At 63.2% G+C, this 24,121-nt stretch carries 28 protein-coding genes and 1 tRNA gene; 13 read left to right on the top strand and 16 right to left on the bottom strand.

Annotated features, from left to right (window positions below):
- Positions 1 to 1,167: OprD family porin (locus E8F06_RS28195; RefSeq protein ID WP_280365291.1), on the top strand; the 1,167-nt coding region annotated here is incomplete at its 5' end.
- A 324-nt stretch (positions 1,168 to 1,491) separates the two neighbouring features.
- Here E8F06_RS28195 and E8F06_RS28200 read toward each other — a convergent pair.
- The 3 genes from E8F06_RS28200 to pcsA all read right to left on the bottom strand — a co-directional run bounded on the left by E8F06_RS28200 (position 1,492) and on the right by pcsA (position 3,311).
- A complete protein-coding gene (locus E8F06_RS28200; protein WP_280372453.1) occupies positions 1,492 to 1,911 on the bottom strand; it encodes a cupin domain-containing protein in 420 nt (139 codons plus the stop codon).
- Between the two features lie 7 nt (positions 1,912 to 1,918).
- Positions 1,919 to 2,359 (bottom strand): carboxymuconolactone decarboxylase family protein, encoded by a 441-nt coding sequence (locus E8F06_RS28205; RefSeq protein ID WP_280372454.1) that lies wholly within the window; start codon positions 2,357 to 2,359, stop codon positions 1,919 to 1,921.
- Between the two features lie 229 nt (positions 2,360 to 2,588).
- Entirely contained in the window at positions 2,589 to 3,311 is a 723-nt protein-coding gene (gene pcsA, locus E8F06_RS28210; protein WP_190827799.1) for a phosphatidylcholine synthase, read from the bottom strand.
- Between the two features lie 263 nt (positions 3,312 to 3,574).
- Here pcsA and E8F06_RS28215 point away from each other — a divergent pair, with 263 nt between their 5' ends.
- The 5 genes from E8F06_RS28215 (at position 3,575) to E8F06_RS28235 (ending at position 7,153) form a co-directional block, all read left to right on the top strand.
- On the top strand, positions 3,575 to 3,787 hold the full coding sequence (locus E8F06_RS28215) for a cysteine-rich CWC family protein (RefSeq protein WP_280372455.1): 213 nt from the start codon (positions 3,575 to 3,577) through the stop codon (positions 3,785 to 3,787).
- On the top strand, positions 3,787 to 4,479 hold the full coding sequence (locus E8F06_RS28220; protein WP_280372456.1) for a pseudouridine synthase: 693 nt from the start codon (positions 3,787 to 3,789) through the stop codon (positions 4,477 to 4,479). Before E8F06_RS28215 ends, E8F06_RS28220 begins: the two co-directional genes overlap by 1 nt.
- 398 nt (positions 4,480 to 4,877) lie before the next feature.
- On the top strand, positions 4,878 to 5,759 hold the full coding sequence (locus E8F06_RS28225; protein WP_280372457.1) for an alpha/beta hydrolase: 882 nt from the start codon (positions 4,878 to 4,880) through the stop codon (positions 5,757 to 5,759).
- 97 nt (positions 5,760 to 5,856) lie between these two features.
- Positions 5,857 to 5,930 (top strand) — tRNA-Gly (locus E8F06_RS28230).
- A 485-nt stretch (positions 5,931 to 6,415) separates the two neighbouring features.
- Positions 6,416 to 7,153, top strand: coding sequence for a serine protease (locus tag E8F06_RS28235; protein ID WP_280372458.1), 738 nt, complete (start codon positions 6,416 to 6,418; stop codon positions 7,151 to 7,153).
- 254 nt (positions 7,154 to 7,407) lie between these two features.
- Here E8F06_RS28235 and E8F06_RS28240 read toward each other — a convergent pair whose 3' ends face one another.
- From E8F06_RS28240 to E8F06_RS28250, 3 genes are all read right to left on the bottom strand, one after another.
- Positions 7,408 to 7,653, bottom strand: coding sequence for a hypothetical protein (locus E8F06_RS28240; protein WP_280372459.1), 246 nt, complete (start codon positions 7,651 to 7,653; stop codon positions 7,408 to 7,410).
- A gap of 219 nt (positions 7,654 to 7,872) precedes the next feature.
- Entirely contained in the window at positions 7,873 to 8,130 is a 258-nt protein-coding gene (locus E8F06_RS28245; protein ID WP_280372460.1) for a hypothetical protein, read from the bottom strand.
- 151 nt (positions 8,131 to 8,281) lie between these two features.
- Positions 8,282 to 8,491: a cold-shock protein gene (locus tag E8F06_RS28250; protein ID WP_280372461.1), complete on the bottom strand. Its 210-nt coding sequence runs from the start codon at positions 8,489 to 8,491 to the stop codon at positions 8,282 to 8,284.
- A gap of 307 nt (positions 8,492 to 8,798) precedes the next feature.
- Here E8F06_RS28250 and E8F06_RS28255 point away from each other — a divergent pair, with 307 nt between their 5' ends.
- Entirely contained in the window at positions 8,799 to 8,969 is a 171-nt protein-coding gene (locus E8F06_RS28255; protein ID WP_280372462.1) for a hypothetical protein, read from the top strand.
- Between the two features lie 280 nt (positions 8,970 to 9,249).
- Here the strand turns inward: E8F06_RS28255 and E8F06_RS28260 are convergent, their stop codons facing one another.
- Both E8F06_RS28260 and E8F06_RS28265 read right to left on the bottom strand, forming a co-directional pair.
- On the bottom strand, positions 9,250 to 10,650 hold the full coding sequence (locus E8F06_RS28260; RefSeq protein ID WP_280372641.1) for an amino acid permease: 1,401 nt from the start codon (positions 10,648 to 10,650) through the stop codon (positions 9,250 to 9,252).
- Positions 10,651 to 11,034: 384 nt separating this feature from the next.
- Complete coding sequence (locus E8F06_RS28265; protein ID WP_280372463.1) at positions 11,035 to 11,370, bottom strand: DUF2388 domain-containing protein; 336 nt, start codon at positions 11,368 to 11,370, stop codon at positions 11,035 to 11,037.
- A 380-nt stretch (positions 11,371 to 11,750) separates the two neighbouring features.
- Between E8F06_RS28265 and E8F06_RS28270 the strand changes: the two genes are divergently transcribed.
- A complete protein-coding gene (locus E8F06_RS28270) occupies positions 11,751 to 12,056 on the top strand; it encodes a hypothetical protein (RefSeq protein ID WP_280372464.1) in 306 nt (101 codons plus the stop codon).
- An 86-nt stretch (positions 12,057 to 12,142) separates the two neighbouring features.
- Here E8F06_RS28270 and E8F06_RS28275 read toward each other — a convergent pair whose 3' ends face one another.
- Positions 12,143 to 12,985 carry a nitrilase family protein gene (locus E8F06_RS28275; protein ID WP_280372465.1) on the bottom strand — a complete coding sequence of 281 codons (843 nt, stop codon included), beginning with the start codon at positions 12,983 to 12,985 and terminating at the stop codon, positions 12,143 to 12,145.
- Positions 12,986 to 13,010: 25 nt separating this feature from the next.
- Positions 13,011 to 14,510 carry a cytosine permease gene (locus E8F06_RS28280; RefSeq protein ID WP_280372466.1) on the bottom strand — a complete coding sequence of 500 codons (1,500 nt, stop codon included), beginning with the start codon at positions 14,508 to 14,510 and terminating at the stop codon, positions 13,011 to 13,013.
- A gap of 306 nt (positions 14,511 to 14,816) precedes the next feature.
- On the opposite strand from E8F06_RS28280, the gene E8F06_RS28285 reads away from it, so the two are divergent.
- Complete coding sequence (locus E8F06_RS28285; protein ID WP_280372467.1) at positions 14,817 to 15,719, top strand: LysR family transcriptional regulator; 903 nt, start codon at positions 14,817 to 14,819, stop codon at positions 15,717 to 15,719.
- Between the two features lie 16 nt (positions 15,720 to 15,735).
- Here the strand turns inward: E8F06_RS28285 and E8F06_RS28290 are convergent, their stop codons facing one another.
- Both E8F06_RS28290 and E8F06_RS28295 read right to left on the bottom strand, forming a co-directional pair.
- Positions 15,736 to 16,455: a transporter substrate-binding domain-containing protein gene (locus tag E8F06_RS28290; protein WP_280372468.1), complete on the bottom strand. Its 720-nt coding sequence runs from the start codon at positions 16,453 to 16,455 to the stop codon at positions 15,736 to 15,738.
- Positions 16,456 to 16,576: 121 nt separating this feature from the next.
- Positions 16,577 to 16,711: a hypothetical protein gene (locus E8F06_RS28295; protein ID WP_280372469.1), complete on the bottom strand. Its 135-nt coding sequence runs from the start codon at positions 16,709 to 16,711 to the stop codon at positions 16,577 to 16,579.
- A gap of 226 nt (positions 16,712 to 16,937) precedes the next feature.
- On the opposite strand from E8F06_RS28295, the gene E8F06_RS28300 reads away from it, so the two are divergent.
- Positions 16,938 to 18,245, top strand: coding sequence for an MFS family transporter (locus tag E8F06_RS28300; RefSeq protein WP_280372470.1), 1,308 nt, complete (start codon positions 16,938 to 16,940; stop codon positions 18,243 to 18,245).
- A gap of 97 nt (positions 18,246 to 18,342) precedes the next feature.
- Complete coding sequence (locus E8F06_RS28305; protein WP_280372471.1) at positions 18,343 to 18,978, top strand: DUF4157 domain-containing protein; 636 nt, start codon at positions 18,343 to 18,345, stop codon at positions 18,976 to 18,978.
- Between the two features lie 54 nt (positions 18,979 to 19,032).
- On the opposite strand, the gene E8F06_RS28310 is transcribed toward E8F06_RS28305, so the two are convergent.
- Both E8F06_RS28310 and E8F06_RS28315 read right to left on the bottom strand, forming a co-directional pair.
- Positions 19,033 to 19,767, bottom strand: a complete 735-nt coding sequence (locus tag E8F06_RS28310; RefSeq protein ID WP_280372472.1) for a transporter substrate-binding domain-containing protein — start codon at positions 19,765 to 19,767, stop codon at positions 19,033 to 19,035.
- Positions 19,768 to 20,086: 319 nt separating this feature from the next.
- Complete coding sequence (locus E8F06_RS28315) at positions 20,087 to 20,320, bottom strand: hypothetical protein (protein WP_280372473.1); 234 nt, start codon at positions 20,318 to 20,320, stop codon at positions 20,087 to 20,089.
- Between the two features lie 115 nt (positions 20,321 to 20,435).
- On the opposite strand from E8F06_RS28315, the gene E8F06_RS28320 reads away from it, so the two are divergent.
- A complete protein-coding gene (locus E8F06_RS28320; RefSeq protein WP_280372474.1) occupies positions 20,436 to 21,308 on the top strand; it encodes a WYL domain-containing protein in 873 nt (290 codons plus the stop codon).
- Positions 21,309 to 21,542: 234 nt separating this feature from the next.
- Here the strand turns inward: E8F06_RS28320 and E8F06_RS28325 are convergent, their stop codons facing one another.
- The gene (locus E8F06_RS28325; RefSeq protein ID WP_280372475.1) at positions 21,543 to 22,742 is read right to left on the bottom strand and encodes a multidrug effflux MFS transporter; all 1,200 of its coding nucleotides are present in this window, start codon (positions 22,740 to 22,742) and stop codon (positions 21,543 to 21,545) included.
- The gene (locus E8F06_RS28330) at positions 22,739 to 22,879 is read right to left on the bottom strand and encodes a hypothetical protein (protein ID WP_280372476.1); all 141 of its coding nucleotides are present in this window, start codon (positions 22,877 to 22,879) and stop codon (positions 22,739 to 22,741) included. The genes E8F06_RS28325 and E8F06_RS28330 overlap by 4 nt, the downstream gene beginning before the upstream one ends.
- Before the next feature lie 143 nt (positions 22,880 to 23,022).
- Here E8F06_RS28330 and E8F06_RS28335 point away from each other — a divergent pair, with 143 nt between their 5' ends.
- Positions 23,023 to 24,120, top strand: a complete 1,098-nt coding sequence (locus E8F06_RS28335; protein ID WP_280372477.1) for an efflux RND transporter periplasmic adaptor subunit — start codon at positions 23,023 to 23,025, stop codon at positions 24,118 to 24,120.
- Position 24,121: the final 1 nt, after the last annotated feature.

The raw sequence follows: 24,121 nt of genomic DNA on the forward strand, positions 1-24,121 counted from the left end.
GCCAGCCTGGAGCTGCGCAACTTCTACTTCAACCGCGACTTCCGCCAGCACGCCGCCCCGCAGGCCAAGGCCGAGGAATGGGCGCAAGGCTTCCTCCTGCGCTACGAGTCGGGTTTCACCGAAGGCAGCATCGGCGTCGGCCTGGACGCCATCGGCCTGCTCGGCGTGAAGCTGGACTCCAGCCCCGACCGCGCCGGCTCCGGCCTGCTCAAGCGAGATCGCGAAGCGCCCAAACGCGCCCAGGACGAGTACGGTGAGCTGGGCCTGACCGCCAAGCTGCGGGCCTCGAAAAGCACCCTCAAGCTGGGCACCCTGATGCCCAAGCTGCCGGTGCTGCTGGCCAACGACTCGCGCCTGCTGCCGCAGACCTTCGAAGGCGGCCAGCTCAACTCGCTGGAGATCGACGGCCTGACCGTCGACGCCGGACGCCTCACCCAGGTGAACCAGCGCGATTCCTCCGATTACGAAGACATGAGCATCACCACGGTGGGCGTGAAGAACATCCGCGCGCGCCAGACCACCAGCGACGCCTTCGACTTCGCCAACCTCAGCTACAAGTGGAACGACGCCCTGACTACCGGCTATGGCTTCAGCCGCCTGGACGACTTCTACCGCCAGCACTACCTGAGCCTGAACCACCTGCTGGCGCTCGGCGACGGCCAGAGCCTGAAGAGCGACCTGCGCTTCGCCCGCTCCACCGACGAGGGCGGCAGCAATGTCGACAACAAGGCCTTCGGCGCCATGTTCACCTACGGCTTCGGCGGCCATGCCGTCGGCCTGGGCTACCAGCGCATGAGCGGCGACACCGGCTTCGCCTACGTCAACGGCAGCGACGCCTACCTGGTGAACTTCGTGCAGATCAGCGACTTCGCCAACCGCGAAGAACGCTCCTGGCAAGCCCGCTACGACTACAACTTCGCCGCTGTGGGGATTCCGGGGTTGACCTTCATGACCCGCTACCTCAGCGGCGACGACGTGGAACTGGGCGCCGGCCGCGAGGACGGCAAGGAGTGGGAACGCGACACCGACATCGCCTATGTGGTGCAGAGCGGCCCCCTGAAGAACCTCGGCCTCAAATGGCGCAACGCGACCGTGCGCACCACCAACTTCGGCAACGACCTCGACGAGAACCGCCTGATCCTCAGCTACACCCTGCCGCTCTGGTAAGGGTTCACCGCGGCAGGACGGCGTCCTGCCTGGCGAATGAATTCGCCCCTACAGGATGTCCGGCTCTACAGAGCGGGCTCCTGTAGGTTGGCGCAGCGCGCAGCGAAGCCCAACACAACGGATTCCCCCCGCCAGCATTTGTAGGAGCGAGCTCTGCTCGCGAACCTTCCGAGCCGGCCCCTTTCGCGAGCAAGCTCGCTCCTACACAGAAGCTGTGCTGCGTATTTCGATCGACCTACGGCATCCGGCAGCACCCACCTACACGTAGGTTGCGGCTGAGCTACGCGAAGCCCAACGAACGCGCGTTCCGGCAGCCGAGCACCATCACTGCTTGTAAGGATCCAGAACCGCTTCCTTCGGGCCCTTCAGCATCCACACCACCAGCTTCGCCGGCTTGGATTCGCTGGCGTTACGTGATTGCAGGTGGACGCTGCCAGCGGGCTCATACCAACTTTCGCCCGCCTTGTAGTGCTTGGCCTCCTCGCCCTTGAGCTGGGAGATCACCTCCCCTTCCTCCACGTAGGCGAACACCGAACCCGCATGACTGTGAGCCACGGAGCGCTGCCCCGGCGCATAGTCCACGGTCAGCAGGATGGCCTGCTTGCCTGGCGCGTTGAGCAGTTCGTGATCCTGCAGGATGCTGACTTGCTCCTGGCCCTCGCCCGCTTCGTGCGCATAGGCCAGCGGAAGGTTCAACAGCACCAGGCCGGCGGCCAGGGCGCCCAGAGTTTTCAGATTGCGCATGACGGCCTCACTCGCTCGGGATTTTGCGGAAGCCGACTGCCAGCCGATTCCAGGAGTTGATGGTGCTGATGGCCAGGGTCAGGTCCACGCGCTCGCGCTCGCTGAATTCTTCCGCGAGTTGGGCGTAGTCCTCGTCTGGTGCGTGGGTTTCAGAAAGGCGTGTCAGGGCTTCGGTCCAGGCCAGAGCAGCTCGCTCGCGCGGGGTAAAGAAGGGGCTCTCGCGCCAGACGGCCACCGCGTAAAGACGGCGTTCGGTTTCGCCGCGCTTGCGGGCGTCCGTGCTGTGCAGGTCAACGCAGAAGGCGCAGCCGTTGAGCTGCGATGCACGCAGCTTCACCAGCTCCAGCAGCGGCTTCTCCAGCGGCAATTTGCTCACCGCAGCATCCAGGGCGAGCATCGCCTTGAGGGCATCGGGAGAGGCGGCGTAGAAATCCAGGCGTGGGGTCATCGGGGCATCCTCGGGGTGGGAAGGGATGCCTTCAAACTACCGCTGGCGGGGTCTTTGACCTACGGCCAATTGGCCTGAATACCGGGTGACCAATCACAATAAATCAGGCGGTCGCAGATCATCTGTAGGGGCGAATTCATTCGCCAACCGGACCGAAGGTTCGGCGCTTGGACTTGGCCGTGGCAGCTGCGCGGCCATTGGCGATTGAAATCGCCCCTACACAACACGGTCACGCCTTGAGCTTGTGGGTCCAGTCCAACAGGCTGCGCCAGAGGCAGATGCCGACGAAGTAGGCCGAGGCCAGCCACCAGATGCCCAGCACCAGGGATTTGTAGAACGGGTGCTGGAGGATGAGGAGCATGCTGCTGATCATCCACACGAAGGTGACCACGATGTTCAGCGGCATCAGCTTGCGCACCCGGAACGGGTGAAGGAACTTCAGCTTGGTCAGGGTCAGCGCGGCAAGGACGCAGATCAGCAGCAGGCTCACCACCGCCGGCGGGTCGATGATCCAGACGTACAGCGCCACCACGTTCCAGGCTGCGGGGAAGCCGACGAAATAGTTGTCGCTGCTCTTCATGTTCAGGTTGCAGAAACAGAACAGCGACGACACCAGGATCAGGCTCACCGCCACCAGCGCCGTGTGGTCCGGCAGGTCGATGTAGCGGTAGATGAAGATCGCCGGGATGAACACATAGGTGAGGTAGTCGATCACCAGGTCCAGCGTGGAGCCGTCGAAGTTCGGCAGCATGGTGCTGGTCTGCACGCGGCGCGCGAGCGTGCCATCGAGGCCGTCGACCAGCAGGGCCGCACCGAGCCAGAGCAGGCAGTCGCGGGGTTGGTTGTCGAATAGGGCGAGAATGGCCATCAGGGCCAGCACGACGCCGGTGGCGGTGACACCGTGAGCGGACCAGGCCTTGGCTTTGTTGACGGCAGTGATGTTGGTGGACACGAGGCAGCTCTGCTCAGAATGGTGGGTTACAGAATCGATAGACCGCGATTATGCGTCAGCTGCTTCAGGGCCTTCAGACTTTTGTGAATCCGGCCATGTCGCTTTCAGACATCTTCACCTTGCATATTCGAGCCTAGGTCATCCGCGCCGGACGGCAACGTCCAACACCGCACGATCATCGGGAAATAGCGCCTATCGGCACGGGCTTGCAGCCAGGCGCGCAAGGTTGCACCCTTGCGCCCTTTCCGCCGCGAACCACCTTCATGAGCGCCCCGTCCGATCCCACCCGCTGCCCGCTTTGCGGCCAGAGCAACCAGTGCACCCAGGCCGATCCCACACGCGCCGGGCAGGCATGCTGGTGCTTCACGGCAAAGATCGATCCCGCTGCGCTCGAACGCATTCCTGCGCAAGACATTGACCGCGCCTGCCTGTGCCCCCGCTGCGCACAGGCGCTGCCACCCGATGCACCAAGCTGATGCGCCTTGATCGATTTTTGAGCAATCTCGCCGAGTTCAACCGCCTCGACGCTCGCCTGCTGCTGGCCGCCGGTCGGATTCGGGTCGATGGTCATCCGGTCAGCGACGGTCGCATCGACATCCGCGAGTTCAATCGCGTGGAACTCGACGAACGCGTGCTCCAACCCGGCAAGCCCGCGCGCTATTTCATGCTCTACAAGCCCTCCGGTCACGTCAGCGCCACCGAGCACCCGGAGCATCCCACCGTGCTCGACCTGCTCGACGAGCCCGACAAGCACGAACTGCATCTGGGCGGGCGACTGGACCTCACCACCAGCGGCCTGCTGCTGATCACCAACGACGGGCACTGGTCACGCCGGCTCACCCTGCCCGGCAGCAAGCAGCCCAAGGTCTACTACGTGGAAACCGAGCAGCCCATCGAAGCCGAGTACATCGAGACCTTCGCCCAGGGGCTGTACTTCGCCTTCGAGGACCTCACCACCCTCCCCGCCCAGCTGGAAATCCTCGACACCCGCGCCGCCCGTCTGACCCTGCACGAGGGTCGTTATCACCAGGTGAAGCGCATGTTCGGCCACTTCCGCAACCGCGTCGTGCGCCTGCATCGGGAGAGTGTCGGCCCGCTGCAACTGGACCCATACATGCAGCCGGGCGACTACCGGTCGCTCACTGCTGAAGAAGTGGCCTGCTTTTAGCTAGAAACATTCCGAGTCACATCGGGATCGAATAAACCGACGAACTGCAAGAATTTTTCCTTTCAATGAGCTTGCAGGGGTAAAGAGGCCCTGCTTAAATCGAACCCAAGGTCAGAGCGTGACCAAAGAGTCACGACGACCGTCTAAGCGTTCCCTGCGGCATCCTGTGCTCTGCACTCGTAGGTTCCCTGCCTGGTTAGAAGACCCCGTCCGGTGCTTGAAAAAGCGCCGGAACCCGCCGTCTTTTTTCGACCTAACCGCTTGAAATATAAAGAATTTTAAAAATTTCCGTCTGACATTCGATTGTCATCGAAAGACGTTTTCCTACTGCCAAGACTTAGAGCGGGCCAAGCCGTTGAGAGGGCCCGCATGACCCATCTGCGCCAGGAGGAAACGACATGAGGCCGGAAACCGCCATCGTCGAGATTCACAGCCAGTACAAGGTTTACACGGAGTTCTATGGCAACCCGGAAGCCAAGGAGACCATCATTCTGGTCAACGGCTCCTTGTCGACGACTGCCTCGTTCGCGCAGACAGTGAAATACCTGCAACCGCACTTCAACGTGGTGCTCTTCGACGAGCCCTATGCCGGCCACTCCAAGCCGCATAACGACAACACCCGCTTCATCAGCAAGGAGACCGAGGCCGACATCCTCCTCCACCTGATCGAGCACTTCCGGGTGGATTACCTGATGTCCTTCTCCTGGGGCAGCGTTTCCGCCCTGCTCGCCCTGGCCCAGTGCCCGGCGCGCATCAAGAAGGCCATCGTTACCTCCTTCTCGCCCATCCTCAACGAGCCGATGATGGACTACCTCAGCCGTGGCCTGGATTGCCTGTCCGCCATCGACCGGGATGGAGTCGGCAACCTGGTGAACGGCACCATCGGCAAGCACCTGCCGAGCCTCTACCAACGCTTCAACCACAAGCACTGCAGCAATCTGGATGAGCACGAGTACCTGCAGATGCACTTCCATGTCCGTCAGGTGATGAACATGGATTCGCGCTGCTACGTGGATTGCCTGGCCAATGTCGATATCCCGCTGCTGTTCATCAACGGCGACCGCGACGAGTACACCTCCGCCGAGGATGCCCGCCACTTCGCCAAGCACGTGCGCGATTGCCATTTCGCCACCATCGACAACGCCGGTCACTTCGTCGACGTCGAACACAAGGCAGGCTGGCTGCAAACCCAGCAGGCGATGCTGGGCTTCCTCAAGTCCAAGGCCACCAAGGGCATGGCTCGCCCACAGGTTGCCGACTACCAGGCCGTTGCCGTTTGAACGCGTGGCCGCCCGGGCAGGTGCAAGTATTTTCAGTAACTTGTGGCTGTCCCGGGCTTCACCTCGCCCGCGCCTTCTGGTAAAAATGGCACCCTTCGCGGGCGTCGTATAATGGCATTACCTGAGCTTCCCAAGCTCATGACGAGGGTTCGATTCCCTTCGCCCGCTCCAAAATCCCCTGACTAAGCCCCTGATTTATGGGGTTTTTTCGTTTCTGGGCTCTGGCAGTGTCGATGAAGTGTCGAAATCTGCCTATCTGCTTCTCACGCGTGGATACCGCTCAAGAAAGCTGATCGCCCACAAAAGCGCCCAGCATTCCGCAAGCACGATGAAGCCTCCCCAGAGAAACGTCGCGACTTTGCCGAAGTGGAACTTCCGGGTTTGCCGTCAGGTGCGAGTTTTCTTCTGCTCAGGTGATCGATGTCTTCATAGGCAGTTTGTCGACCGACTTAATCTGCTGGTCGTAGTCAACTGGCTCGTCCAGGCGGATGCTAGAGCGGGCATGCCTGTTTTCCTTTCTGATCCGCCACCGGTCGGCGTCTTGCTCAACTCCATAAGCGTCAGAGGGCCTTGCTGGCCAAACTGCCGACAGGTGTAACGCAAGTTGCCCCGCTGCGGCGGCGGTTCCTCGGTCACGAGCTAATGGAGCTTACGCAATGTCGGTAATCGAACCACTGTTGCTAAGCACCGTGCGCATTTGCACCTATGCAGGGTCGCGCGTGCTGACCAATGCCAGCGGCTTCTTTTTCACGCGGGACGAGCGCCTGTTCCTGGTCACCAGCCGGCATGTGGTGCTGGATGCGTCGAGCCGACATTTCCCTGACCGCCTCGAAATCGAGCTGCACACCGATCGGCATAATATGGCGCGTTCCTGCAGCTTCTCCGTGCCGCTGTATCGTGACGGCAAGAGCCTGTGGCGCCAGGGGCAGGATACGGCAGGTGGTATCGATGTCGCGCTGATCGAGATGGAGCGTGCGGCGTTGCCGAGCGAGATGGTTTACCACGCTTTCACACCGGGGCACCTGCAGTCTCCCAGCGACCTGATCGAGGTCGGCACTGCCCTGTTGGTGGTGGGATTTCCCTTGGGATTCCACGACAGCCTGCATCACATGCCGGTGGTACGGCATGCCATTGTTGCCTCTTCGTTCGGCCTACGTTTCCAGGGGCAGGGCTATTTCCTCACCGACGCACGCACCCACCGTGGCACAAGCGGGGCACCGGTGGTGATGCGGATGATGGATGATTGCAGGAGCTCGGAGGATCTGCCCTGGATCTTGCTCGGCATTCATTCGGCGCGCCTCGATCTGGGCAGCCGCGACCTGGTACAGGACGAAGCGCTTGGGCTCAACTGTACCTGGTATGCCGATATCCTGATGACCCTGAGTGCAAACTGACGGATGCGACAGTTGTAATCGGGGCAGCAGGGCGAGAAAGAGATCATTTGACGTGGAGGCCTCTGACGATGGGCAGGCAGGACTCCCTCGCTTTCGCGCAGGCCGCAGGCTGCGCTCAGCCCTCGATCGCCAGTGCATTCTGGTTTTAACTTTGCTGAGCTAGGGCTGCAGTCAGTGCGGCCTTGTCTGACATGCTTCCCCCCTTGGGCCTGATCCTGAGGTTGAAGCCGTGCGCGGCACCTCGGCCCTCAAGATCAGCACTCCGGGGAGCTGAAGATAGGCGTGCCGTTCTGGTCGATGCGCAAAATCTTACTCAGCGCGTGCTCGGCAGCGGATGCCGCATCGGACAGCAATTTGAAACACGCCTGGTCGCATACCAGGTGATAGATGGGTTCGGATGTCAGTCCGTGTTTTCTAATCGCAACGAATGCAAGCACACGACCGCCGCTCACTTCGGCTGTGCTCCAAGCCACATAGCCTGGAAATTCTCGCCTTTTCATGACGTTCTCAATTATTGGGGAGTGAGATTTCACTATCACCCTGATGCGCCTGAATAGCTCCCTCTAATTTAGATAACGGACCAAGGGGAGATGTCCGTAAATAAAAGGCCCGTTCGGTAGCGCGTTGGGGGGGAGGGATGGCGATCAGTATTCTCGGTATCGGCTGGCAACGCGGACCAGGCAGTGCCTGATCTCACGCCCGAGGGCTCGCCACGGGCATCATCCTGGCGCCCAGCATTCCACTGAGCTGAACACCGGCTGATCTTGCTCGTCGATGTGGAGCAGTTTGCTCAATGCCACCTTGGCCGCTTCAAGTGCATCGCACTGACGCGCAAAGTACGTACAGCCGTAGACCTGGTGAAAGCGGGGTTCGTCCTCACTGCCGTGAGGCTGGACGGCGACGAAGGCCAGCACGTGGTCTCCGTTGATGCGGGTTTCGGTCCAGGCGGAATGTTCGGGGAAATCGCGCCTATTCATTGTCAGCCCTCCTCTGGAGGGTTGGATAGATTCCCACTATTCGCCCTATGAGATCGAATAGCTCTCAGTAATTTCGATATCGGATGAAAGGTGTAAAACGCCGGAAACAAAAAAGCCCCGACGGCACGGGGCTTTTCTTTATGCGGAACTGTTATTCGGCGCGAACTTGTTCGGCCTGAGGACCTTTAGGCCCGGCGGTGACGAGGAAGCTGACGCGCTGACCTTCGTCCAGGGACTTGTAGCCAGTGCTTTCGATCGCACGGAAATGTACGAACACATCCGGCCCCTGCTCAGGGGTGATGAAGCCGAAGCCTTTCTCGGCGTTGAACCATTTGACGGTGCCGTTTTGGCGAGCAGACATAATGTTATCTCCAAGGTGTAGGAATACACGTCAGGCGGAAGCCTGGCCATGACTGGATGCGAAGCGAGGGGTGCCGAGGAGATGGAACATCGAAAGGACAGAACATCAAGACGGTGCCGCAAGACTGAGCAGGCAGTGGGCTCAGCATACAGGGTTCGCCTGGACTAGATAGTCTTTTCGGCCGATAGGGCCAGTTCTGGACTGATTCGGGACGACCGGTCCGGTTTCCCGGTCGGCGGACAAGCAAGTCTGTATAGTCCAAGGCGAGTCGCTCGCAATGACGGCTCATCACTCATAGGTAACCTACATGTCCGACGCACCGGCAAGCCGAGCGCAATCAGTACTGAACGAGCAGATTGAGACCTTTCTATCGAAGGGCGGCGAGATCACCGCGGTTCCCTCCGGCAAGACGGGGTGGAACGCTGATCGCAAGAAGTCGCAGTGGACCACGGCTCAGGACAAGAAATCAGGTAAGTGAACCCTGAAACGAAAGACCCCACCGGTGGCGGGGCTTAGTTGCTGAGCGCATCGCTAGTTTGTCGTATCCGACATTAGGCGCATGAGGTTCGGTAGTGGCTGGGACGGGAGCTGGAGGTGCTGCACTGGCAGGGCAAGGCCTGGATGCCGCTCAGTGATTGCTCGCGTCTGCTGGAGCGCCTGCCGCCCGTGATCGGTCAGTAAGTCCGCCAAACCGGAAAGGAAAATGCCGAGCCCTTGAATGGACTCGGCGTTTTTGCTTCAGCCGCGGTAGACCCGCACTACCCCAGGGCGGTCGCTCGCACCGGTCGGGCGTGGCGGCGGGCGGTGATGATGCCCAGGAAGGAAATCACGATCGCCAGGCTCACGGTGGTGGTGATTTCGGCCCGATGCTCGGGGGTCACCAGCATTACGCCCAGCGCGCAGACAATGAACGCGATGACGAGGTAGGTGAGCCAGGGGAACAGCCACATGCGGAAGACGATCTCGGTGTTGTTGCGCTGCAGTTTCGAGCGCATGCGCAATTGCGAAATCGCGATGACGAGGTACACCAGCAGCGCGATGGCGCCGGAGCTTGCCAGCAGGAAGTCGAATACGCCGGCCGGTGCGAAGAAGTTCAGCACGGCGATGCCGGCGCCGATCAGGGTACTGGCAATGACCGCAGCCCTGGGCACGCCAACGGGGGACGTCATTTTCAGGAAGGCCGGGGCCTCGGAGCGGCGGGCCAGGGAGAAGAGCATGCGGGAGGCGATGTAGATGGATGAGTTCATGCAGCTCGCCACGGCGACCAGCACGACCACGTCCACCAGGAACTTGGCGTAGGGAACGTTCATCAGCTCCAGGGCGCGCTGATAAGAGCCTTGCACCGGCAGCAGCGGGTCATTCCACGGCACCACGGAGATGATCACGAAGATGGACAGCAGGTAGAAGACGCTGATCCGCCAGATGACGGAGCGCGTGGCCCGGGCGATGTTCCGTGCCGGGTTGCTGGATTCGGCAGCGGCGATGGTGACGGCTTCGGTGCCGATGAAGCTGAACATGACGGTGATGAAGGCCCCGACCACTGCGGCCATGCCCTTGGGCGCGAAGCCGCCATGCTCATTCACCAGGGTACTGAGCCCGCTTACTTCCCGGTCGGGCACCCAGCCCATCAACATGACCAGGCCCAGGCTGATGAACGCGATGATCGCCGCCACCTTGAACATCGCGAACCAGAACTCGAACTCACCGTACTTGGACACGCTGAAGAGGTTGGTCGCGGCCAGGGCGATCACGGAAATCAGGGCGTACAACCAGGTGTCGATCTGGGGGAACCAGTTGTTCAGCACGTGGCCGGCGGCCAGCGCTTCGATGGGAATCACCAGCACCCAGAACCACCAGTAAAGCCAGCCGATGGTGAAGCCCGCCCAGCGCCCTATCGCCTGGTCGGCGTAGGTGGAGAACGACCCGGTGTCCGGATTGGCAACGGCCATTTCGCCGAGCATCCGCATGACGAGGACGACCAGAATCCCGGATGCGATATATGCCAGGATCGCTGCGGGCCCGGCGGCTGCGATCGCATGCCCCGACCCAACGAACAGGCCTGCGCCGATGATGCCCGCAATGGACAACATTGTTACGTGACGCGGCTTGAAGCCTTGCGCCAGATTTCCACTCGAACCATCGGATCCCACGGTGTTCATTTCGTCTTGTTCTCTTATTTCTGAAATTGGGGGATTGGGGCGGGCATCTACGAAAAGGGCGATCTCCTTCAATGGCCAAAGAACCGCATTCCAGACGCTCGCAGCGGCCAAACGGCGCGTCACTTTAAGTTGCGCGGGCCCGATTCCAGTTACTCAAAAACGCCACGGTACTGCTCAATCACGACTCGATTCCCCATAGAGCAGTGCTATCAAATTGCCCATCGCGAACCCTGGCGGGAGGCACTTTCCGCGAGTTCTCAGCAGCTTCGTCGGGAGATCAGATGAGATGGCGGCACGTCCGGCACGCTTGCGCCGGTTTACCGGAGGAAGGCTCGTTCAAGCCTGAAGAAACCCAGGGCGCGGGGCCCTGGGCGTCGGGGAGGGTCAGCGGGGTTCGGCGGCCAGGATCGCGCTGGCCAGTTCCAGGTCGCTGCTGCCTTGCAGGTCGGGGTTCTGCTGGCGCAGCCGCTGCAGTTCCGCTTCGAGGTACGGGCCGCGAATGGCACCATCGCTGGCGATGAAGCTGCTGGCGTCATCCTTCACCGGGCCGACGAGTTTGTCGTCGCCGCCGCTGGTGATGTAGCTGGAAGCAGTGGTTGCGCCGGTGGAGATGAGGTTGCGCAGCAGGTCGTCGTGATCGTCGTGGTCGTGCTTGGCCTCGGCGGACGCAAAGGGAACGGCGATCAGTACGAGGGCGGCAGCGGTGTTGCGGACACGCATGGTGACTCCTTGGTGTTGGCGTTCCCCCTCAGAGTGCGGTCGGTGAAACGAGTTCCAGCGCCCACCAGACATTTCTCCAATCGCGCCAGACGCTGCGATTCCCGTTCGTCGCGGCGAGCGGTGCCGCATCAAAAGCATTGATCCAGATTCGGTGAAACCTGGTTTCTTGCGTGGAAGAATGCGCGCGATTCCACGCTGAACCCTGTACCGGGTGTCGGGCCATGGCCAATGAACCTGGGAAGAACGCGGCGCTGTACTAGACTGCTCCCCTGCTGTGTCGGCGGGTTCGGTCAGTCGTTGCCTCGCACGGTTTCACGTCACTGTATTCTGTAATCCGCGGACCAGGGAGGGCCGACATTTCGAAGGAAGAGAGCGTTTCCATGTCCAATAACAAGTGTCTGATCGCCGCAGCCCTGACCATCGTGGCCGGCTATTTATCCACTGCCCAGGCCGATGAATCGGCCATTCAGGCGCACTGCCAGAACAAATGGAGTGGCGATGCCATGCGCGCCTACTGCGTGGAGGAACAACGCCGGTCCGCCGAGGCAATTGCCGGCTACAGCGGACCGGTTCGCAGCCGCTGCGAGTCCGAATGGGGCAGCGATTTCCACATGGTGCTGTTCTGCATCAGAGAGCAGGAGGGCCCAACCCAGGCTGTCGTGTCCAACGTGGCTCAGGACCAGTAGATTTCCCCCGCACAAGAAAAAGCCCCGCACTGCGGGGCTTTTTCATTGGACGCCTCGATGAACGGGAGAGCCCCGTTCGCTTTCACCTACAGCAACCCGCCGGCTCGGTACAGCTCCGGGCGCCGGTCGTCGTGCAGGTGGTTGTGCTGGCTGATGCGTTTGTTGCGGGCTTCGTCCAGCTTCAGGGTGGCGATCAGGATCTGCTCCCCACCCTCCTCCGCCGGCCCGGCCAAGGGGTAGCCATCCGGGTCGACGATGATCGAGCCCTGCACCCAGTTCACCCCGCGCTCACTGCCGTGGCGGTCGCAGGCGGCGATGAACAGCCGATTGACCGCCGCGTTGGCCTGCACGCGCACCACCTCCGCCGGACGCTCGATGGCAGGGCGCGGACCGTCCGGCCAATTGACGGGCGCACACAGCAGGTCGGCACCAGCCAGGGCGGGCAGGCGCACCCATTCCGGGAATTCCAGGTCGTAGCAGACCATCACACCGATACGACCGAAGGCGGTTTCCACCACCGGCGGCTGCTCGTTGCCAGCAGTGAAGATGGCGTTCTCGGCGTCCCACAGGTGGGCCTTGCGGTAGATCGCGCGCACGCCCGTGGCATCCACCAGTGCGGCGCTGTTGGCGACTCGCTCACCCTCCAGACGCTCGCAGAAGCCGCCGACGATGACGATATCCAGCTCGCCAGCCAGCGCCTGCCACAGCTGCAGGGTCGGCCCGTCCGCCGCCTCGGCAAGCGCCAGCGCTTCACCGAGGTCGTGGAAGACGTAGCCGCTCTGTACCAGCTCCGGCAGCACCACGACTCGCGCTCCTTGCAGCGCCGCCGCGCGGATGGCCCGCTCGGTGATGCGGCGGTTGTGGGCGAGGTCGCCGATCTTCGGTGCCAACTGGCAGCAGGCCACGGCGATGGTTCGAGGTGCGTTCACGGGTGGGTACTCCCTGTTGTCAGGTTCACGACGCCTGGCTTGAGCCAGGTCGGGCCACGGCGAGGATGTCGCGCTCGCTGATGGCGTCGATGGTGCGGCGCTCGGCTTCCAGGTCGAGCGAGCGGCTGAGGATGAAATAGGTCAGCCCGGAAACCACCAGCCCCACCAGCCAGGCGATATCCACACCGTCCAGCAGGCGCGCCATGGGGCCAATGAAGACTTCCTCGCCCGCCGACGCATCGAAGATGAAGAAGAACGGGACCATGCAGGCGAAGCCCACCAGGTAGGAGACGATGCCGCGCAGTTGCCAGGCGCCGTACATGCCCTTGGGCGTGAAGAAGTGCGGAATGGCGTAACGACCCTTGCGCACGAAGAAGTAGTCCACCAGGTTCACGGCGGTCCAGGGCACCAGGAAGTAGAGCATCAGCACCAGGAAGGTATTGAGGATGGAAATGCCGTTGCCGCGAATGGACAGCACGCAGGCCAGCAGCACCAAAGTAATGACGAGGATGGACAGCACCCGTGCGCGCGGTGTGGGGTTGATGCGGCGAACGGAGTCGATCCCGGTGAGCAGGGTCAGCATGGCGCTGTAGGTGTTGAGGGCGATCACCGGCAGGAAGCCGAGCACCGAGACCAGCACCAGCACATTGCCCAGCCCAGGCAGGAGGGCACTGCCCACGCGGTCCAGCGCCACCAGCGCATCGGAGGCTTGGAGCAGTTGGGCCAGCCAGGCACCGAGGCCGATCATCCAGCCACCGGAAAGCGAAGCACCGAGGAAGATGGCGGTAATCAGCTTCGCGCGACTGGTGTTCTTCGGCAGGTAGCGCGAGTAGTCGGAGACATAGGGCGCATAGGAGATGTTGTAGCTGGCGGCGATGGCGAATTGCGTGGCGAAGGCGACCCAGCTGAAACCGAGGCTGGCCGGCTCGGCGGCCTCCGTCTGCCCGGCGCCGAACATCAGGGCGACAGTCACCAGCGCATAGAGCGGCAGGGTCAGCATCAGCGCCCACTTGAACGCCTTGTGCATCAGGTCATGGCCGTAGATCGACAGCAGCGCGCCAACGGCGATCACCCCACAGGCCACCGGAAGCGGTTCGAGCCCGAAGACCTTGTTCAGGCCATCGATGATGAGGGTGACGTTGACCACGTTGAAGCCGACGAACACGAACAGGGTCGCCAGCAGCGCCAGCACCACGCCGCGATAACCGAACTGTGCGCGGGACTGGATCATCTGCGGCAAACCCATCTCCGGCCCTTGGGAGCCATGGAAGGCCATGAACAGGGTGCCGAACATGATGCCCAGTGCGCCGGCCAGGGTTGTCCACAGGGCGGACAGGCCGAGGGCGGGGCCGACGAAGCCGATGGAAATGGTGAAGAAGTGGAAGTTGCCGAGGAACCAGAACGGCCCCTGGCTGCCGAGCCGGGCATGGCGCTCCGATTCGGGGATGTAGTCGATCGAGTGGCCTTCGATGGCCAGGCCGCCGCCGGCTTCGGCAGCGTGCACGGGCTGGGTGGACCCTGACATGGGATGCTCCTTCGCTCCTGGTCGAGCGAACTGTTGTTCTTGTGATGATGCTGTCAGCGGCCACGCACGGCCCCGGCCATACATCGGGTTCATCTATGTTGGGTGAGGTAACGCAGCCCGAGCCCTGTGGCGAACGCTACCCGGGGCGCCCTATGATGGCGCGCCCGCGACCTGGCTCTTCCCCGCATCCGGCGGGCATCGAGCTATCGCTGAGATGGCAATCTAGGCGCCCGACCGGGCTCGTAAAATAGCCAGGCCTAACTGTTCACATAGATCAACATCTATGTAATGCACTCTGGAGGTCCCATGCTGGGCAACGTGTCCGAACTGGATATCCGCTTGATCCGGGTCTTTCTCGCCGTCGTCGAGGCGGGCGGCATTTCGGCGGCGCAGACCGCGCTGAACACTTCGCAGCCCACCATCAGCGCGCAGCTGGCCTCGCTGGAAACGCGCCTGGGCTTTCGCCTCTGCCAGCGCGGCCGGGCGGGGTTCGCGCTGACGCCCAAGGGCAGCCAGTTCGTCGAAGCGGCGCGCCGCCTACTGGCCGCCGCCGAAGGCTTCCGCCTGGAAGTGCAGCACATCAACCGCACCCTCAGCGGCACCCTGAATATCGGCCTGCTGGGGCAGATCGACCCGACGGCCAACAAGAAGATCGCCCAGGCCATCGCCCGCCTGCGCGCCCGCAACCAGGGCCTGTACTTCCAGTTCACCGAGCTGTCGTCATCCTTCCTCGAAGAGAAGCTGGTGAACGGCCACCTGGACCTCGCCATCGGTTATTTCTGGCGGAGGCTCGACAGCCTCGACTACTTTGCCCTCTTCAACGAAACCCAGTTGGCCTATTGCAGCGCCTCGCACCCGCTCTACGCGAAGGCCGGAGCGCTGGACAGCACGGAGGTGGCCGGGCACGAGTGGGTCTGGCCCAGTCATCCGCTGCCGGAGATGCCGGCGCCCGCCGCCATCGACCACCTCACCGCCCTCACCGACAGCATGGACGGCGCCGCCCTGCTGATTCTCTCCGGCCAGCACCTCGGCTTCCTGCCGCAACACTACGCGGCGCGGCACGTTGAACTGGACCAGGTTCGCGCGCTCAACCCCCAGCAACTGAGCTATGAAGTGCAGTTCCACGCGGCGGTACGGCGCTCCACCCGCCAGAGCGAACTGGTGAGCACCTTTCTCGGGGAGTTGATGGAAGTATTCGAGCTGGCCTGACCGGCTATGCCGTGTCTCAAAGCTCGTACTTGGCCTTCATGGCCTGCACCGCTGCCTGATCCCGTTGCAGGAAGGCGTTGAAGCGCTTGATCAGTCCTGGGTGGCGGATGCTGGAGAGGTGGTAGTAACTGTCGCTGATGGGCAGCAGTTTGGGCTCAACCACCAGACCCTGCTCGCGTCCCAGGTTCTTGAGGTGGAAGTGCGCCACCTGCCGCGCCATGTTGGCGGCATCGATGTAGCCGGCCAGGGCCATGTGGATCAGGCCTTCGGGGTTGGGCGCTTCCTTGATGGTCACCCGTCCGGCGGCGATGTCGTCCTGGAATTTCCACGGCGTGAAACCACGAACGAACCCTAGCCGGCCAAAGGTCTCGCGCGGATTTCCATTGCGTTCCGGCAACACCAGCATGACGTCCTGGAACTGCAGCACCGGTTGTGAATAAGTGATGCCGGCCGGCTTCTGCGCAACGTCCCAGCGCGGGTTGTCAGGGAAGACCAGATCGAGTTGGCCCGACCAGTAGGCATGGAACAGGCGCCGCACGGGCAGCGCCACATAGGTGAAGTGCAGGTGCTCACGCTCGGCGAAGAGGTCCAGCAGGTCGCGGGCGTAGCCACGGTACTGGTAGTCCGGCGGCGCGGCGGAGAAGATCGGGTAGTAGTCCACCTGCTCCACCCCGATGCGGTACTCCGCCGGCTGACTGGCATGACCGAACGGCAGCCACGCGCTGGTAAACAGCAACGCGGCGGTCCACAACGCTCGGCAACGACTTGATACCTGCGTATTCCGCATAGATGGGCAATGGGCCTGACGAAAATGCCGCCCAGTTTAGGCCGCCAGGCCGTCGGCAGTCTCCCCTTTTTCAGTCCTTCAGCGGCACCCGGATATCCACCCAGGCGGTACCGGCCATGGGGTCGAAATCGGCGCTGTAGCGCTCGAACTCCGGCGCGTCGGCGGCCTGCAGGTCGAAACGGCCATCGATGTCAGTTTCGATCAATCACAGGGCCTTTCCGATGGGGTCTTGCATGATCACTCCTTCGAGACGCGGGGCAGTGTGCCCTGCCCGCCTTGGCGCCACTTGATCGTTCTTGCGCGGCGCACTGGACGATAGCGCCAGGCGAAACCTCCGGGAACCTTGCCGCCTATAATGTTTCCAAATATTTCCCACACCTTCAGCGCACTCAGCCCTTCGGAAATCGCTCGCTAGCCACAAGGGAGGTTCCATGAACGTATCCGCCTCCATTCCCCAGTATTCGGCCGAGGAACGCCGCACGCGCATCCTGGCCATTGTCGGCGCCTCGTCCGGCAACCTGGTGGAGTGGTTCGATTTCTACGTCTACGCCTTCACCGCCATCTATTTCGCCCACGCCTTCTTCCCCTCCGACAACCCCACGGTGCAACTGCTCAACACCGCCGGTGTATTCGCCGCCGGTTTCCTGATGCGCCCCATCGGCGGCTGGATGTTCGGCCGCATCGCCGACAAGAAGGGGCGCAAGACCGCGATGATGATTTCGGTGCTGATGATGTGCGGCGGCTCGCTGGCCATAGCCGTGATGCCCACCTACGAAACCATTGGCGTCCTGGCGCCGGCCCTGCTGTTGCTGGCACGGCTGTTCCAGGGGCTTTCGGTGGGCGGCGAGTACGGCACCAGCGCCACCTACATGAGCGAGGTCGCGCTCAAAGGCCAGCGCGGCTTCTTCGCTTCCTTCCAGTACGTGACCTTGATTGGCGGACAGCTGCTGGCGGTATTGGTGGTAGTGGTACTGCAACAACTGCTGACCAACGACGAGCTGCGCGACTGGGGCTGGCGAATTCCCTTCGTTGCCGGCGCGGCCACCGCCGTCATCGCCTTCTACCTGCGCCGCTCGCTGAATGAAACAGCCAAGGCCGAAAACCTCCACCGCAAGGAGGCAGGCACCCTCGGGGAGCTCTTCGCCCACCACAAACGCGCCTTCTTCACCGTGCTGGGCTTCACCGCCGGTGGCTCGCTGATCTTCTACACCTTCACCACCTACATGCAGAAATACCTGGTCAACACCGCCGGCATGGACGCCAAGACCGCCAGCGGCGTGATGACCTTCTCCCTGTTCGTCTACATGTGCCTGCAACCGTTGTTCGGCTCCATGTCCGACCGCATCGGACGCAAGACTTCGATGCTCTGGTTCAGCGCCCTGGGCATGCTCTGCACCTGGCCGATCCTGTCCGCGCTGAAGACCGTCAGCAGCCCCTTTGCCGCCTTCGGGTTGATCATCCTCGCGCTGGCCATCGTCAGCCTGTACACCTCCATCAGCGGGCTGATCAAGGCGGAGATGTTCCCACCGGAAATCCGCGCCCTCGGCGTCGGCCTGTCCTACGCAGTGGGCAACGCGATCTTCGGTGGCTCGGCGGAGTACGTGGCTCTGGGCCTGAAGAGCCTGGGCGTGGAGGAGTACTTCTATATCTACGTGTCGTTCATGTGCGGCGTGGCCCTGGTGGTCTGCCTGCTGCTGCCTGACCTGCGCAAGGTCAGCTACCTGAACGACGAAGACTGAACCGGCTCCCGGCCGACGGCCGGCGGGGGATTGCGCAACCAATCCCCGCCGTCGCTGTCCATAATGGCGCGCGCAGTCCGCGCCTCCGGGAGGCCCCTTGTTCGCTGTATCCCCTCGTACGCTCCTTCGCCACACCATCCTCGCCCTGTCCTTCGCTTCCACCGCCGCCCTCGCCTGCCCCGCCGGGCAATCGGAGGTCTGCGTGGTGACCTGCTTCTGCGCGCCGGGCAGCCCGGGAGACATGGCGCCACTGCTGGAGGGCGTCAACCAGATGGCCGCCACCAGCCTGCAACAGTGGATCGTGGAGTCGCGCAACAACATGCCCGATACCCTGCTGCATCCCATTCCGCTGCATATCCGCGCGCAACTGGAGCCGTACTACGACCTGCAGGTACTGGACACGGCGCGCTACAAGGTGGGCGTCGACCAGCAAGCGAATGCCGCCAATACCCTGATGCAGAACCCCGACGTGGAAGCCGTGACCCTGGTGGACGTGATCGTCTTCCGCAGTGAAGACGACGCGCAGAACAACGTCGCCCTCTGGGCCCACGAGCTGCACCACGTGAAGCAGTACCTGGAATGGGGCGTGGCGGACTTCGCCAAGCGCTACACCCGCGACTACAACGCGGTGGAAGCCCCGGCCTACAAGATCCAGGGCGAAGTGGCGCGGGCGCTCAAGCCGACAGTGGTGAGTGGCGGGAGCCAGCAAGCGCACGCTACCGTCCAACCGTAGGGTGCGCCGTGCGCACCGGCGGTCGGGTCCCGTACAACTGTCATTCCGCGCCAGTCAGCGCAGCGGCTGGTCCAGCTTCCAACGCTGGCGCAGCTGCTGCAGCCGACCATCCTTGCGCATGGCCTCCAACGCTGCCTGCCAGCGGGCGGCCACTTGCCAGTCAGTCTGCAGGGAGAAGGCGATGTAGCTTCCTTGGCTCGCCAACGGCATCTGGTAGCGCAGCATGTCAGGCGGTAGTCCTTCCTCGCCGGCCAGCGTCGCGGCAGTGAGGGTATCGGTGACGATCAGGTCGGTACGCCCCAACTTCAACAGCCGCATCATCTGTTCCGGGCTGTCCACGCCATAGAGATTGGTAAAGCCAAGCGCTTGCAGCTGCGCATAGGCAACCCATTTGCGCGGCACGACGATGCGCGGTACGGCGCGAGCCTCGTCCAGGGTGCGCACCTGGCTGGAAGAATCGCTACGCCCGTAGAACGCCGTCTCCACGTCCATCAACGGCCCCACCCACAAGTACCGCCGCTCACGCTCGGGCGTACGCAAGATAGTGAACAGCCCCGTGTTGGCGGCGCTGCTGCCGTCGGCCAGGGCGCGCAGCAGAGGTTCCCGCTCGATCCGGATGTTGTCGCCCTCCTGCTCCGCCAGGGCACGCACCACATCCACGGCAAAGCCGACGATCTCGCCATTGCGCTCGAAATGCAGCGGCGGGTGGTTGTCGGTGAGCATGTGCAGATCTGCCGAAGCGGCAGCGAAGGATAGTGACAACAGCAACAGGCCTAGAATGCGCCTCATGTACAACACTCGATCGAACGATTGGCACAGCTTACGGCCAGCGCATGACAACTGTCCTGCGCCAGGGCGGCGGATGGGCACCAGGCGACGACCTGTCACCATCAGATAATCAGCCAGCTGCATGCTGATCTCCTTGAGCCGCCGCCGATGATGAAGTCGTACAAGGCCCTTGTTCCATGCTTGTGTCCAGTCTCCTTCCATGACGCCGGGCTTCCGTGGGGTCCGGCGGGCGATGCCCAGGTTCGCCACATCCTACGGGCTTGCGCCCTGCCCTTCCAAAACAGGTTGTCTGGCGAACCCTTCGCTGCCAGCGCAGCTATCACGCTGATCCCGCCGGCCGGGCCAGGTACCTGTCAGCCTCCCGCAGCCGACGGTTCTCCCGGCGCAGGGCATCATTGGCAGCCTGCAGCTCATGCTGCCGGCGCCCCATGTCGGCCAGCGCCTCCTGCCAGTAGCGCACCCGCAGCTCCTGCCAGAACAGGGCCAGCATCAGCAACGCAATCAGCAGGATCGCACCGCCGAGCAAGGCCCAGGTCAGTTCCATGGCACTCATTCCCCACTCCAGAATGGGCAGTCTTGCCCGACGCCACAAACATATGTAGCGTGAGGCGACAGGTCTAGAATGTAGATGTGTACAGGTAAACATTTGGCACGGATGGAGGCACGCCATGAAACGCAAGCAGTCGATCGAACACGTGCGCTGGGACCTGGCCCTGCGCTACCGCCTGATCGAGACCGTGGCCTGGTGGGAAGGGCGCTTGACCACCAATCACCTGATGCAGAGTTTCGGCATCAGCCGCCAACAGGCGTCCAAGGACATCAACACCTACATCGGTGAACATGCGCCCAGGAACCTGACATATGACAAGCACCTGAAGGGCTACGTCCCCAGCAAGCAGTTCCGCCCGCTGTTCATCGACGACAGCGCCGATGCCTATCTCCACCTGCTCAACCAGAACCACGAGCGCGCCCCCCATATCGAGGGCCTGGCCCTGGCCTATGCCCACACCGAAGTGCTCAAGGTGCCGGACCGCTCGGTACGCCCGGAAGTGCTGCGCCCGCTGCTGCGCGCCTGCCGCGAGGGGCTGCGCCTGGAGACCGAGTACGTCTCCCTGGCCAACCCTGCCCCGGAGATCCGCCTGATTGCCCCGCACACGCTGATCTACACCGGTATGCGCTGGCACGTGCGCGCCTATTGCGAGAAGAACCGCGCCTACCGTGACTTCGTCCTCAGCCGCCTGCGCGGCGTGCCGGAGCTGCTGGACACATCGGACTTTGGCCGTGAGCAGGATGAAGGCTGGAACACCCAGGTACAGGTGATCATCGAGCCCGACCCGCGCCTCAAGCCGGCGCAGAAGGCGCTGATCGAAGTCGATTACGGCATGCAGGACGGCCGTCTGGTGCTGGATACCCGTGGCGCCCTGGTGCAGTACGTGCTGCAGCGCTACCAGATCGACCAGAACAAGGTGCAGGCCAAGGCCGCGGCCCAGCAGATCGTGGCAGCCAACCTGGAGGAACTGCAGCGCTGGCTGTACAGCTGATTGCGGCCCCGTCCCATCGAGAAAGGGACCGATCGGGCAGCACTTCGTTCGTCCCGCGGTCCCACGAACTAGACTTCCATTAAGGCCCCAAAGAGAAGAGCCTCTGGCCGTCGCGGCACCTTCCCCATCCGCGAGTGATCGCGAAGCTTCGGCGGCCTTCTTTGGGAAGTTGCAATTTTCCCTCGCCTATCGGCTGCACCCGCTTCGCGTCGCCCTTTCAGGCCTTTCCGCCCCCTACCCCGCCGCTGAAACCGCAGCGTTCCGGGCCTTGCGGGTCATCAGGCTGAACAGGCTGAACGCGCTCAGGGCGAATACGCCCTGCAAACCGATCATCGGCCAGGCGGTGCCATCCTGCAGGGCACCCAGCAGCAGGCCGCTGCACGTGGCGCCGAGCATCTGCGAAAAGCCCATCAGACCGGCGGCCAGCCCCGCGCGGTGGGCGTTGGGCATGACCACGCCAGCCACCGACGCGGGGATCAGCATGCCGCCGCCCAGGGTAACCAGCACCTGCGGCAGGGAAAGGCCCAGCACCGACAGCCCGAGGGTGGCGTGCACCAGCACGGTGAGGGTGGCGCCGGTAGCCACGAGGCTGACGCCAATGCCGACGATACGCTGCGGCCCCAGCTGCATGATCTTGCGCTGGGTGAACAGCGCCCCGGCGATCAGCCCGGAGATGGTGGCGCCGAACGCCATGCCGTATTGCGCCGAGTTCAGCCCCAGCAAGCCGATATAGACAGCCGATGAGCCAGCCACTACGGCGAACATCGCCCCGTAGGTGCCCGCCAGGGTCAGGGCCAGGGCGCGGCTGGAGCGCTGCTTGAGCAGGTCGAAGTAGTCCCGCGCCAGGGTCGCCGGATGCCCGGCCTTGGGGTCGAGGCTGGGATTGGATTCGCGATAGAAGGCCAGCACCGCCAACAGCGCGACGCTACCGATGGTCAGCGAAGCCAGGACAGGGGCGTGCCAACCGCCCCACTGGGTCAGCAGGCCGCCCACCATCGGTGCCAGGGCGATGGCACTGAGCATGCCGATCACGGTCAGCGCCAGGGCCGGCGCGGCCTGGGCCTTCCATACATCGCGGACGATGGCTCGCGCCAGCACCAGCGCGGCGCAGGCGCCGAGGCCCTGGGCGACACGTCCGAGAATGAAGCCGGTCATGTTGTCGGCCAGCAGCATCCAGGCGGTGGCGGCCAGGTAAAGGGCGAGACCACCGATCAGTACCGGCCGGCGGCCGACGCGGTCGGACAGCGGTCCCATCAGCAGTTGCCCGATGCCGAAGGCAGCGACGAAACCAGACAGCGCGGCGAGGCTGGCGCCATGCACCGCGCCCAGACCCTGCTCGATCCTGCCGAGGGCGGGAATCAGTAGTTGGGTGGAGATTTCCCCCAGGGCGGTCAGCGCCATGAGGATGACCAGCAGCAGACGCGACGGGTTCATGACCGGACTCCTTCTTCTTCGGCTTCCAGCGCCAGGGCCATCAGCTGCCATTCCAGGGCCTGCCAGTCGTCATTGCTGACGGCAGACGGGGCGCCGCAATCCGCATCGCGTTGCACGGCTTGTTGCTCTTGGTTCATCGCAGGCATCTCCGTTGGTCGCTTCGCCCTTGGGCTGACGAATTAAATGACGAGTGACATATATACACAAAATTAGATTATGCCTATCATATTTTCGACCTGCGGTACTCCGCCCCGTCGCCGCCCTACCCGAGGATCGCTCCATGAATCGTCCGCACCTTGCCCTTCTCGCCCTGATTCCCGCGGCCCTGGTGGCCTTGAGCGGCTGCAACAGCCAAGCCGACACCTCGGTCACCGCGCCCCAGCCACGGGCGGTACTCGCAACAGACGTGCAGGCAGCTTCCCAGCAGGACGCGCTCTACACCGGTGTAGTAGCTGCGCGTACCGCCAGCGACCTGGGCTTTCGCGTCGGCGGCAAGGTGATTGCCCGCAAGGTGGACCCGGGCACCCGGGTCAAGCGTGGCGACGTGCTGCTGGTGCTGGACAACACCGACTTCGAACTGGCCCTGCGCGCCGCGCGCAACCGCGTGACCGCCGCCGAGGCCGAACTGCGCCAGGCCCGCGACGACGAAGCCCGCTACCGTCGCCTGTCCGGTACCGGCGCCGTGTCTCGCCAAATCTACGATCAGGCCAACACCCGCCTGCGGGTTGCCCAGGCAGAACAGGCCGCCGCCACGTCCGAAGCGGCCCAGGTGGAGAATCGCCGGACCTACTCGACCTTGCAGGCCGACGGCGACGGCGTGATCACCGATGTGCGGGTGGATCGTGGACAGGTCGTCGCCGAAGGCCAGATCGTCGCCAGCCTCGCCCATGACGGCGCGCGCGAGGCGGTGATCGATATCCCGGAAACCCAGCGTTCCCTCGCCAATCACACAGCCCGCGCCTATCCCTACGGCGCCTCTGGCGACGCGGTGCCGGCCACCCTGCGCGAACTCTCCGCCGCGGCGGATGCCACCACCCGCACCTTCCGCGCCCGCTACACCCTGGGCGGCGACTCCTCCGCCCTGGCCATCGGTTCCACCGTCACCCTGCAACTGGACGGCGCCGACCACCAGCAACTGGTTCGCGTGCCGCTGGGCGCCCTGCACGACAAGGGTCAGGGCACCGGCGTCTGGATCATCAAGACCGACGGAAAGGTAGAGCTGCGCGCTGTTCGCGTGGTGCGCCTGGAGCAGGAAGAGGCGGTTCTGGAAGGCGGCGTGCAGCCGGGCGAACGCATCGTCGCCCTTGGCGCCCACCTGCTGAACCCCGGTGACAGCGTGCGTGAACTGCCGGCGCCGTCGCTGGCCCTGGAGCACTGAG

Origin of the sequence: Pseudomonas sp. BN411 (genome assembly GCF_029871235.1) — a bacterium.
Classification (GTDB): Bacteria; Pseudomonadota; Gammaproteobacteria; order Pseudomonadales; family Pseudomonadaceae; genus Metapseudomonas.

Coding starts and splice junctions, on each gene's coding strand:
- E8F06_RS28200 (WP_280372453.1), bottom strand. CDS start 1,911: ATGCGCAATCTGAAAACTCTGGGCGCCCTGGCCGCCGGCCTGGTGCTG.
- E8F06_RS28205 (WP_280372454.1), bottom strand. CDS start 2,359: ATGACCCCACGCCTGGATTTCTACGCCGCCTCTCCCGATGCCCTCAAG.
- E8F06_RS28215 (WP_280372455.1), top strand. CDS start 3,575: ATGAGCGCCCCGTCCGATCCCACCCGCTGCCCGCTTTGCGGCCAGAGC.
- E8F06_RS28220 (WP_280372456.1), top strand. CDS start 3,787: ATGCGCCTTGATCGATTTTTGAGCAATCTCGCCGAGTTCAACCGCCTC.
- E8F06_RS28225 (WP_280372457.1), top strand. CDS start 4,878: ATGAGGCCGGAAACCGCCATCGTCGAGATTCACAGCCAGTACAAGGTT.
- E8F06_RS28235 (WP_280372458.1), top strand. CDS start 6,416: ATGTCGGTAATCGAACCACTGTTGCTAAGCACCGTGCGCATTTGCACC.
- E8F06_RS28240 (WP_280372459.1), bottom strand. CDS start 7,653: ATGAAAAGGCGAGAATTTCCAGGCTATGTGGCTTGGAGCACAGCCGAA.
- E8F06_RS28245 (WP_280372460.1), bottom strand. CDS start 8,130: ATGAATAGGCGCGATTTCCCCGAACATTCCGCCTGGACCGAAACCCGC.
- E8F06_RS28250 (WP_280372461.1), bottom strand. CDS start 8,491: ATGTCTGCTCGCCAAAACGGCACCGTCAAATGGTTCAACGCCGAGAAA.
- E8F06_RS28255 (WP_280372462.1), top strand. CDS start 8,799: ATGTCCGACGCACCGGCAAGCCGAGCGCAATCAGTACTGAACGAGCAG.
- E8F06_RS28260 (WP_280372641.1), bottom strand. CDS start 10,650: ATGAACACCGTGGGATCCGATGGTTCGAGTGGAAATCTGGCGCAAGGC.
- E8F06_RS28265 (WP_280372463.1), bottom strand. CDS start 11,370: ATGCGTGTCCGCAACACCGCTGCCGCCCTCGTACTGATCGCCGTTCCC.
- E8F06_RS28270 (WP_280372464.1), top strand. CDS start 11,751: ATGTCCAATAACAAGTGTCTGATCGCCGCAGCCCTGACCATCGTGGCC.
- E8F06_RS28280 (WP_280372466.1), bottom strand. CDS start 14,510: ATGTCAGGGTCCACCCAGCCCGTGCACGCTGCCGAAGCCGGCGGCGGC.
- E8F06_RS28285 (WP_280372467.1), top strand. CDS start 14,817: ATGCTGGGCAACGTGTCCGAACTGGATATCCGCTTGATCCGGGTCTTT.
- E8F06_RS28300 (WP_280372470.1), top strand. CDS start 16,938: ATGAACGTATCCGCCTCCATTCCCCAGTATTCGGCCGAGGAACGCCGC.
- E8F06_RS28310 (WP_280372472.1), bottom strand. CDS start 19,767: ATGAGGCGCATTCTAGGCCTGTTGCTGTTGTCACTATCCTTCGCTGCC.
- E8F06_RS28315 (WP_280372473.1), bottom strand. CDS start 20,320: ATGAGTGCCATGGAACTGACCTGGGCCTTGCTCGGCGGTGCGATCCTG.
- E8F06_RS28320 (WP_280372474.1), top strand. CDS start 20,436: ATGAAACGCAAGCAGTCGATCGAACACGTGCGCTGGGACCTGGCCCTG.
- E8F06_RS28325 (WP_280372475.1), bottom strand. CDS start 22,742: ATGAACCCGTCGCGTCTGCTGCTGGTCATCCTCATGGCGCTGACCGCC.
- E8F06_RS28330 (WP_280372476.1), bottom strand. CDS start 22,879: ATGAACCAAGAGCAACAAGCCGTGCAACGCGATGCGGATTGCGGCGCC.
- E8F06_RS28335 (WP_280372477.1), top strand. CDS start 23,023: ATGAATCGTCCGCACCTTGCCCTTCTCGCCCTGATTCCCGCGGCCCTG.